The organism is Bacillus sp. 491mf, from assembly GCF_900112415.1.
Classification (GTDB): domain Bacteria; phylum Bacillota; class Bacilli; order Bacillales; family Bacillaceae_G; genus Bacillus_A.
This window is the reverse complement of the sequence record NZ_FOLV01000070.1, coordinates 1-10058: the sequence shown is the minus strand read 5'-3', so window position 1 is coordinate 10058 and position 10058 is coordinate 1. Positions and strand designations below refer to the sequence as shown.

The following is a 10058-nucleotide window of genomic DNA, read 5'->3' as shown; positions in this document are numbered from 1 at the left end:
GGAAGGGATAAGTGCTGAAAGCATCTAAGCATGAAGCCCCCCTCAAGATGAGATTTCCCATAGCGTTAAGCTAGTAAGATCCCTGAAAGATGATCAGGTTGATAGGTTCGAGGTGGAAGCGTGGTGACACGTGGAGCTGACGAATACTAATAGATCGAGGACTTAATCAAATAATATGAAGCAAATGTTATCTAGTTTTGAAGGAATATACCTTCATAAGTCTGGTAATGATGGCAGAGAGGTCACACCCGTTCCCATACCGAACACGGAAGTTAAGCTCTCTAGCGCCGATGGTAGTTGGGACTTTGTCCCTGTGAGAGTAGGACGTTGCCAGGCAAAAAAACCTAAGTCAATTTGACTTAGGTTTTTTGTGTATAACTAAAAAAGGACAGAAAAGCATGGTTTTAAATGGTCAAGAGGGACTGGCCATGCGTAGTAGCGGTCAGTGCCTTTTTTCTGCCACGCGCAACGTTTTAAAACAAAGAAAAGTAGCGATATGCATGGCCGTTTTTATCTTCCTGGCAGCAATTATAGGTAATAATAATGGGCGTATTTCTACTTACATCATACCCCTTACCAAACTTCTAAATGAAATGTATGGCAGAGTAGTTACTTTTTTGGTCTGCTATACTGAGGTGTGGACATTAAGGAATATGTATTTTATAGAAAGGTAGTAAAGAATGAAGAAAATGATTATTATTACTGCAGTTGTTTTACTTCTTCTAGTTATTATTTATGGGCTAGTAGGAAATTATTTTTATAACTACGCATTAAATGCAAAGCAAGGAAAAGATTTTTTAAAGGGAAACCCTCATTTGAAGAGAAGCGTAAATGTATCAGGGGAAGTATTAGCTGCGAATGAAGTGAAAAATGCTGAATTCACATCACTGCATCAGCCTAATACAATATCGATACGTTCTTTTGATAATCTGAAATTAGCTGGTTATGAATATCGTAATCAGGAATCCAATCATAAATGGGCAATTGTAGTTCATGGATATAATGGCAGAGCCTCACTGATGACAAAATATATTCGTCACTTTCATGAAAAAGGTTATAGTGTAGTAGCACCTGATCTTCGTGGTCATGGAAGTAGTGAAGGTGATTATATTGGTATGGGCTGGCATGATCGTAAAGATATTCTGGTATGGATTCAGGAGATTCTAAAGAAAGATCCACAAGCAGAAATTGCTTTGTTTGGTATTTCCATGGGGGGCGCAACTGTCATGATGACCTCAGGAGAAAAGTTGCCGGCCAATGTGAAAGTCATTATAGAGGATTGTGGTTATTCATCTGTTATGGGGGAATTTACGTATCAGTTAAAAGATCTATTTCATTTACCAAAATTCCCTGTAATGAACGCTGCTAATACAGTAATTAAATTACGAGCTGGATATGATCTGAATGAGGCGTCAGCTGTTAAGCAAGTTGCGAAGAGTAAAACGCCAATGTTGTTTATTCATGGTGATGCGGATAAATTTGTTCCGTATGAAATGCTAGATGAAGTGTACAATGCTGCAAAGGTAGAAAAAGAGAAGTTAATTGTACCAAGTGCGGGGCATGGTGAAGCAGAACAAATAGACTCGGAGAAATATTGGCATACTGTATGGGGATTTGTTGAGAAGTATATTCCTTCATCTCCGTAAATTTAAGCAAAAAATCTTTCGCTCTTAGTAGCGAGAGATTCTTTGCTTTTTATCTCGCTATTTGTGGGCGGTAATACCCACGCCTCAAAATTCAGCGAAAGCATTGTCTAGATGTAGCCTTAAAATAAAGTTTGATTTAATAAACCTTGATAACAGAGGCAAATAGAAACTACTTGATATCAAATTTTTACGTCGATACACACTTAACACGATACCCATTAAAAACGCATTAAACAGAGTTGGCATCCATCCATAGCTAATAAAAGGCAAAGATATAGAAGCAATCGGTAATAAGCCTAGGATCATTCCAACGTTATAAATGAACTGGACTACAAAAAGAGTCATTCCACCAACAAGAAGCAATTTACCATACCGATCATTTATTTTATAAGATATGACCATTATCCTTGCGACAAAAAGAGAAAGAATCAAAACAAGGATTAGCGCAAAAAAATACCCATAATAGTAAGTCAAACTTGCAAACACAAAATCAGTACGTGCAGCATGAATGAACTTCATATTTCCAGATGCTCCAAACCACCCTGCTGACGACATTACCTCTTTTAAACGTATATACATAAACCCTGCGCCATCTGCATTTTGCTCTGGATTTATGTACCCTAAAATTCTAGCCAAAAGGACTCCCTTTACTGGGGGATGGAAAAATAATTCACCGATGATAGATAAACAAATTGGTACAACTGTAATGATCAGTACCTTTTTCTTTCCTAACTTACTCCACCAAAGCATAACGAATACCATCGTGATATAGATAAAGGTTGTTGAAAGACTTGGCATAGTTAAGAATAGACGCAAAGAAAACAAGTACAAAATCCCAAGATGCCACACCTTTAACCTACTGTTATTGAAAAAAGAAGCCCAAGCTAGAAAAAAGAATGGTACAGCCATTAAACATCCAATTGTAATGGGACCAATTTTTATTAACGATTCTCCATACATTGAGGCATTTGAAAAATTGTCTAGCATTAATAGGATGAGTACTCCGATTGTGTAAAACAGCCATCCCAGTCTCTCTAGTTTCCGATAATCAATCATCATCATCCCAAGAGCCGTCACAATACCAAGAATAACACACATCACCTTATTCATTAATAAATCATTCGTATGTCCAAAAGCTACAACTGGCAAGAAACCTAGCCCCATAGCAGTCACTAATAAAATAATAATCAACCAATCAACCTTTGGCTTATGAAGTTTGTTAAGTTCCTGACCAAGTTTGATTGGACTTCCCATTTGTTCAACAGCCTTGTCTTCAGCAACTTCCTCACTTAACCCTTTCTCTATCCACATATTCTTCGCCTGTTTCAAGTGAAAATCCAGTTCAGTTGCCACAAGATTCTTTGCTTCCTTTGATTTAATATGATTGGCGACTTCTTTTAAAAAGTAATCCCCTCTTTTATTCAATTTTGTCTCACTCCTGTATCAATCCTTGTAATATAAATCGTTTCTTTGTAGAAGTTTTTTCTGCTTTTCGTAATATCTTTCTTCCCTTATTATTTAATTGATAATATTTAGCTCCTGAATGATCCCAACTTGATTGGATAAAATGATTCTGTTCTAGACGGTGTAATAAGGTGTATAAAAAACCTTCATTTCCTTCGAATTTTTGAATCCCTCTTCCCCGTAATAGCTGTGCCAATTCGTATCCTGTTTTTTCAGAAATGAGAAGTTGTAAAACGGCTAACAAGATATCTTCTTCATTTTCAGATGGTTTATTGATTTTTTCGTAAACCTGCTTACGATGCTGATCAGAAAAATTCAAATGTGTAAAGGTTGTTTTCTCCATTGATTTTCGTAGCCCTTTTAATCGATCTTCCATTTGATTATTCCTCCAATCCTTTCTTCAAGAGTTCCTTGGCTTTTTTAAGTCTTGTTTTAATAGTGTTTTCCTTCACTTCTATTACCATAGCAATATCTTTGATTGGCAATTCTTCAAAATAAAAGAGATAAATCACTTCTCGATATTTTATTGGTAAGTTCATTACTGCCGAAGCCAGCCTACGATCCTCATCATTTTGAATAACAGTCTGTTCAACACTTTCTTTTTGAACCCCAGTATAAGTAAATTCATTTTCTGTAACGATTACCTTTTTGTTATACCAACTTTTTATATAGTCCTTACAATGATTAATAGCAATTCTCCACAACCATGTTTTTAACTTTGATTTTCCCTTGTATGTATGAAGAGATTTGTAACATTTAACAAATATATCTTGGGTTAAATCCTCAGCGACCTCTTTATTATTTACATATGAATAAACAAGTTGTAAGATTTCCTGTCCATACTTGTTCATTACCTCATCTATAAGGGCCTCTTTATCTTCTATTTCAAAAACCTCTGCTGTTAATTCATCCACATCAGTTCCCCCTTCCAACTTATTAGACGACGTACTCCATTGAAAAGTTTTTTAAATTCCTTAAAAGAAAAACGGTTGGCAATGTCCATGCTATTTTGTTATACCAATCTTTATTTCAAGCTTAATTTTTCTTTACTAAAAATAAATCTTTTATTATAACGTCCGATTAAAATCATCTCTTCTCAACTGTTTCTTAGAGGTAAGATGATTCTTTTATTGTATATTTATGTTAGTTCAATTATATTATCTGTTTAGATGCTTTCTAGCCTGAAGATCAAGCTAGGTATGGAAAATGATTCAAGGTTGATGGATGTTCAAATAAAGCTAAAAAGTGACGGCAAGAATTGGAGAAATTGAGAATAATGATTCTTGACGGTTAACTAATCGGAAAATTGAAGAGGGGTGTTCGTTGATGACAAATAGTAGAATGAATCCTAAGGTTGATGAATTTTTAAGTAAGGCTATAAAGTGGAAGGAAGAATATGAGAAGTTGAGAAATATCGTTCTTGACTGTGAGCTGACCGAAGAATTTAAGTGGATGCATCCTTGTTACACGTTTGAGAAAAAAACATAGTTTTAATACATGGATTTAAAGAATATTGTGCGCTTCTATTTCATAAAGGCGCCTTGTTACAGGATGCCCAGGGGATTCTAGTCCAACAAACGGAGAACGTACAGGCGGCGCGTCAGATTAGGTTTACCAATATTCAAGAAATAGTTGAAATGGAAACGATCTTGAAAGCCTATATTTATGAAGCTATTGAAGTTGAGAAAGCCGGTTTGGAAGTGAATTTTAAAAAGAATACAGAATTCACAATGCCCGAAGAACTTCAAAATAAATTCGCTGAAATCCCTGCCTTGAAAACTGCTTTTGAAGCATTGACGCCGGGACGACAAAGAGAATACATTTTTTATTTTTCTAAAGCCAAAAAATCCAAAACTCGAGAGTCAAGGATTGAAAAATGTATGCAACAAATTCTTAATGGAAAAGGACTAAATGATTGTACTTGTGGATTATCTCAAAAACTGCCCTACTGTGACGGCTCGCACAAGTACAAGTAAATACTTTAAATTCTTTTTGTATATCATATACATTTGAGATTTATAGAACTTAGCATTATCTAGAGGCATTACTCCGCAGATTCGTTGGTAAGTCACATTACGTGGCTTCTTTTTTTACTTTTTGTTACCTAAGTCGGACTTATATATGAGGGATTACGACCCCTTTCAAGATTAGTCGTAGCTAGGGTCACCATATATGCCATCAACTTAAGGAATTCCTTGTTCCAAAAAATGAACTGAATTTTTGTAGACAACTATGGAAAATAATATTGTTAATTTGAGTTATAAAACAACGGTATTGGATTCTCTTATCCACTGTAGTTGAATTAGCTTAACTCATGTAATCGTTTCGTTGCAGAGTGGACAGTAAGCCTATGAAATGAAACTAATTTATTCTTATAGATGACTCCGTAGATACCGTAAGGAGTAGGTGAAAGTCTCAACAATTCTTCTCTGTTTTTTATGTCAATGATTTTTGCATCAATACCTAATTGGCTTGCTGCCTTAACAACATTATTGGTCGATACATCTACAAATGGACACTGCTGGGTACGGATAATTGTTAAGTCTTTAAAAAGCTTAAGGCGCTCATCCCAATTTTTCGGAAAATAGGGGTCAGGTGAATGTCCGAATTTGTAAACAAGTAACTCAAATCCATAAGGGGCATGATCTATTTCTATAAAATTATTCTTTATAAAAACGTCTTTACCTGGAGTCCAAGAAGTGTTTGGGTTTGTAATTACAATAACGCCATCTTTATTTTGCGCCTTAGCATCTTGAATGCTTTTATGAATCAATTTTGAGGCATACCCTTTTCCAGTAACATTTACCCATAAGCAATGGATCACGAAATAATTTTCACCATATACAACTCTCGAAGAATATTCAATAGGTGTATACTCAATAAACCCGGCTGGCTTGTTATTCTCCATTATTTTTATATACTTTAGCCCTTCATTAAAACTCTTCATAAGCCATTTGTTTTTATTCATGTAACCTGTTGATGTTGGCTTGCTGCGAAGACAATAACAACCTCCGTTATTTATATTCTCCTTGTTGATCTCTACTAGCTCAATTTGTTCCAATGTATTTCTCCCCCTGCAACTCTTCGATATTCATATTCATCCATTCTGTTCTTTAAGGAAATAATAAATATTTATATTTTTAGTAAATTCTGACAAAATAAGCTTATCATAGGTTGCTTCTATTGAAAACAGATAGCTTTTCCCAATCCTTTTTGTCGTGTTTAGAATATGACTTTTTACACTGCTGTACAGAAAAAAATTTCTTTATACTTAGTGCTGTGTGATTCGACATAGGTCTTTGGGCTGAGTTTAGAATCCGTCATGCGGTTGATGTGGATTGGAAGGATAAAATTTACAATTACAAAAGAGTGAAGGGAATATAAGGAAGGGAGAATTGCGATTTATAGAAATTATGTAAGTAAGACTTTTTTCTTATTACAAAGGGATGGGAGGAATGACGGTGGGGTCGTGGATTCGCTTTTCTTTAAAAAATGTAGGTGTTGTCTTTCTTGCGATGATTTTTATTGTTGTTGGGGGAATGTATTCTATTAAAACAATAGAGATGGAAGAAATGCCAAACGTTGATATTCCGTATATGGTTGTGCAAGTCCCTTATATGGGTGCCACGCCAGAGCAAGGGTTAAATGATATAGGAAAGCCGCTAGAAACTGCATTTTCTAGTATTCAAAAGCTTGATAATTTATATATTGAGGCTCATAGCAACATGGTAGTCGCTATTTTAGAATTTGATATGGCCAGGAAGATGGATGAAGCTGAAAAAGATGTGACGAGTACTGTGGCATCTCTAAAATTACCAGAGGATGCAGGGAAACCTGTCGTTATGAAGGATGGCCCTTCGCAGATGCCGATATTTACTTTCGCGCTTTCTTCAGACAATGCTAAGCAAGCGGATATTTCACAATACGTGAACGAGCGAATTAAACCAACTTTGTCTACTGTTGAAAATATCGGCAAGGTGGATGTGTCAGGTGAAACCGAAAAGCAATTATCTATTAAGCTTGATGTTGAAAAAATGAACGAAAAAAAGATTACGTATGACATAGTGAAGCAAGCGCTTTTAGCACACAATTTTTCTTTTCCAGCGGGCCAGGTGAGTATGAATGAAAAAACATTAAATGTTCAAGCTGATTACAAACTTAAATCGCTTACTGACGTCAACGATGTGAAAATAGCAGTGCCAGGTGCTGGGGGAGTACAAATTGTTAAATTGTCAGATGTAGCAACTGTAGAGTATGGAAGTAAAACAGAAACTGTATATACGAGATTAAAGGACACGCCTGCAGTTCTTGTATCTGTTAAAGCGCAGCCAGGAGCTAATGCGGTGGAAGTGGTCAAACAAATGAACGAAAAACTATCTGATCTACAATTACCAGAGGGTTATAAACTGACAAAGTTGTATGACAGCTCAAAGCAGGTAGAAAAATCAGTTAATAGCATGCTTAGAGAAGTATTGCTAGGTACATTGTTTGCTGTCATTGTGACATTTGTATTTTTACGTAATATAAGAGCTACAATTGTAGCTGTGCTATCAATTCCGCTGTCTGTTTTAGCGGCGATGATTACGATGAAGTATTTACACTTTAGTTTGAATATGATGACGCTAGCTGGTATTGCAGTAGCTGTTGGCCGGGTAATTGATGATTCTATCGTAGTCATTGAAAACATCTACCGCAGAACGTTAAATAGCGCAAAGCGTGATGCGAACATGGTGTTAGCAGCTGCTAAAGAAGTTGGCGGTGCGGTTACATCTTCAACAATTACGACTATGGCTGTATTTGGTCCACTTTCATTTGTTCCGGGAATTGTTGGCAAGTACTTTGCTCCGTTCGGAATTACAGTTATTGTTGCACTTGCTTTTTCTTTGCTTGTTTCGTTAACGGTTGTTCCGTTGCTTGCTAAATTTTTCTTGCTGCGTTTGAAACATAAGGAGCCGAAAGAAACAATATTGCAGAGAACATATCGGCGTGTGCTGAGCTGGACGATTCAGAAAAAGATGATTACACTTTTTCTCGCTCTTGTCGTGTTTGTTTCATCTTTAGGACTTGTGCCACTGATCCCGAAAAATTTTTTACCAGAAGAAAAGGCGGCTTCATATAATCTGACAGCAGATCTACCTGTTGGAACATCGCTTGATAAAGCGAATGGTGTAGCTAAAGATATGGAAAGTATTCTTAGTAAACAAGTGAGTGTGAAAAGCTATCAAACGATTGTTTCGGGAGAGAAAATTCGTTTGTCTATTGATTTGAAGGATGATATGACGAAAGAAAGAATAACGACTTTTGAAAAAGATGTAAAAGAAAAGATGAAAAATCTAGGAACGGGTATCGAAACAGCTTTGACACCGATTGGTATAACAGGAGGAGGAAAATTTGTTCTTATTGTGGAAGGTGGAAACGCTAAGGATTTGGAGACTGCCGGGAATAAGATTGTAGAGAAGGTAAAGGATATAAAGGGCTTATCGAATGTGAAAACAAATTTATCTGCTGTAAAACCGCAACTTAATTTGTCAATTGATGAAGAAAAAGCAGCGGAAAAAGGTTTGAATCCGATGATGATTGCTGCTTTTGTAAGAGGGAATATTGCTGGTGAAAGTGTTACGACAGTCCAATTAGACGGAAAAACGACTTCAGTGAATCTAGGATTGAAGAATGATAATTTTACATCTGTTGAAAGCATTACGAATCAAATGATTATGAGTCCTACTGGGCAACAGGTAAAATTGTCGGATGTAGCCACTCTCTCTGAAGCACCGGGTCCTACAGCTTTGTATCGCTTAAATCAGCAAGAATATGTACAAGTAAGTGCAAGATTTACAACGGATAATGTATCTGGTGTGCAAGCTGAGGTAGATAAACGTTTAAAAGAGCTAGATTTGCCAAAAGGTATTAAGTATCGCTCAGCAGGACAGTCACAAGCTATGAGTGAAGGGTTCCAAAATATGATTATTGCTATGGGGATTGCTGTTGTACTTGTCTTTGTTGTAATGCTAGTGACATTTGGAAATGCAATGGCTCCGTTTGCAATTCTATTTTCTTTACCATTTCTTTTTACAGGTGGTTTGCTTGGCTTATACCTTACGAAAGAACCTTTAGGTATGCCGACATTGGTTGGATTTCTTATGTTAATTGGAATTGTTGTGACGAATGCTATTGTGTTGATGGATCGTGTTATGCAAAATGAAAAACAAGGAATGGCTATAAAAGAAGCTTTATTAGAAGCGGGAGTAACAAGGCTTCGTCCGATTTTAATGACAGCTCTTGCTACAATAGGTGCACTTACACCGCTAGCATTGTCAACCGAGGGAGGACTTATTTCTCGTGCTCTTGCTATCGTTGTTATTTCTGGCTTACTAACATCTACGCTTTTAACATTAGTCATAGTCCCGACTGCATATTATGTGATGAGTAGGTTGAAATGGAATTTTACAATGAAAAACAAAGCTTCGAAGGTGAAAAAAGAAACAGCATAAAAAACTAAGGGAGCAGGAGAAAGTATTCTGTTCCCTTAGTTTTTATAACTAGAGAGGATAGCTTCATGAAACTATATAGGCGATAGAATCGGTTGTTGCTATTTGGTAGATTAGTTTGGAAAAGATTTTAGGTTAACAATGAAGTGAAAACATGTATGAAGAAAAAATAAAAAACATGTTGATTTTGTGAGAATAAGTGTGTAATATAGTAAAGGTCGCTGATGCGAAAGAGCAGAAAGCGAAAATGAAATAAAAAACTTAGTTGACATTGAATGACTGAGATGTTAAGATAAGGAAGTCGCAATTGAGCGGCGGATGAGTTCTTTGAAAACTGAACGAAACAAACAACGTGAAACGTCAATTTTTATTTATGATGCTAGACAAACACTTTATTGGAGAGTTTGATCCTGGCTCAGGATGAACGCTGGCGGCGTGCCTAATACATGCAAGTCGAGCG

The 10058-nt window shown here is 36.3% G+C and carries 5 protein-coding genes, 3 rRNA genes and 2 pseudogenes; 6 read left to right on the top strand and 4 right to left on the bottom strand.

Annotated elements, in window-relative coordinates; all coding sequences use genetic code 11:
• The 3 genes from BM211_RS25060 to BM211_RS25050 form a co-directional block, all read left to right on the top strand.
• Nucleotides 1-170, top strand: a 23S ribosomal RNA gene (locus BM211_RS25060); the annotation flags it as partial.
• A 50-nt stretch (nt 171-220) separates the two neighbouring features.
• A 5S ribosomal RNA gene (gene rrf / locus BM211_RS25055) occupies nt 221-336 on the top strand.
• Between the two features lie 344 nt (nt 337-680).
• Nucleotides 681-1646, top strand: coding sequence for an alpha/beta hydrolase (locus BM211_RS25050; RefSeq protein ID WP_035434694.1), 966 nt, complete (start codon nt 681-683; stop codon nt 1644-1646).
• 180 nt (nt 1647-1826) lie between these two features.
• On the opposite strand, the pseudogene BM211_RS25045 reads toward BM211_RS25050, so the two are convergent.
• The 3 genes and pseudogenes from BM211_RS25045 to BM211_RS25035 all read right to left on the bottom strand — a co-directional run.
• Nucleotides 1827-3071, bottom strand: a pseudogene (locus BM211_RS25045) (FtsW/RodA/SpoVE family cell cycle protein); the annotation flags it as partial.
• 7 nt (nt 3072-3078) lie between these two features.
• A complete protein-coding gene (locus BM211_RS25040; RefSeq protein WP_035434696.1) occupies nt 3079-3486 on the bottom strand; it encodes a PadR family transcriptional regulator in 408 nt (135 codons plus the stop codon).
• Nucleotides 3487-3490: 4 nt separating this feature from the next.
• Complete coding sequence (locus BM211_RS25035; protein ID WP_035434698.1) at nt 3491-4024, bottom strand: sigma-70 family RNA polymerase sigma factor; 534 nt, start codon at nt 4022-4024, stop codon at nt 3491-3493.
• Nucleotides 4025-4436: 412 nt separating this feature from the next.
• On the opposite strand from BM211_RS25035, the pseudogene BM211_RS25030 reads away from it, so the two are divergent.
• Nucleotides 4437-5086, top strand: a pseudogene (locus tag BM211_RS25030) (YdeI/OmpD-associated family protein).
• A gap of 326 nt (nt 5087-5412) precedes the next feature.
• Here the strand turns inward: BM211_RS25030 and BM211_RS25025 are convergent.
• Nucleotides 5413-6171 carry a GNAT family N-acetyltransferase gene (locus BM211_RS25025; RefSeq protein ID WP_035434699.1) on the bottom strand — a complete coding sequence of 253 codons (759 nt, stop codon included), beginning with the start codon at nt 6169-6171 and terminating at the stop codon, nt 5413-5415.
• 400 nt (nt 6172-6571) lie between these two features.
• On the opposite strand from BM211_RS25025, the gene BM211_RS25020 reads away from it, so the two are divergent.
• Together BM211_RS25020 and BM211_RS25015 are read left to right on the top strand one after the other, a co-directional pair.
• A complete protein-coding gene (locus BM211_RS25020) occupies nt 6572-9601 on the top strand; it encodes an efflux RND transporter permease subunit (RefSeq protein ID WP_091000110.1) in 3030 nt (1009 codons plus the stop codon).
• Nucleotides 9602-9990: 389 nt separating this feature from the next.
• A 16S ribosomal RNA gene (locus BM211_RS25015) occupies nt 9991-10058 on the top strand; the annotation flags it as partial.

Excerpts from the sequence above, each read along its gene's own strand:
- BM211_RS25050 (WP_035434694.1), top strand. The coding sequence starts at position 681 with ATGAAGAAAATGATTATTATTACTGCAGTTGTTTTACTTCTTCTAGTT.
- BM211_RS25040 (WP_035434696.1), bottom strand. The coding sequence starts at position 3,486 with ATGGAAGATCGATTAAAAGGGCTACGAAAATCAATGGAGAAAACAACC.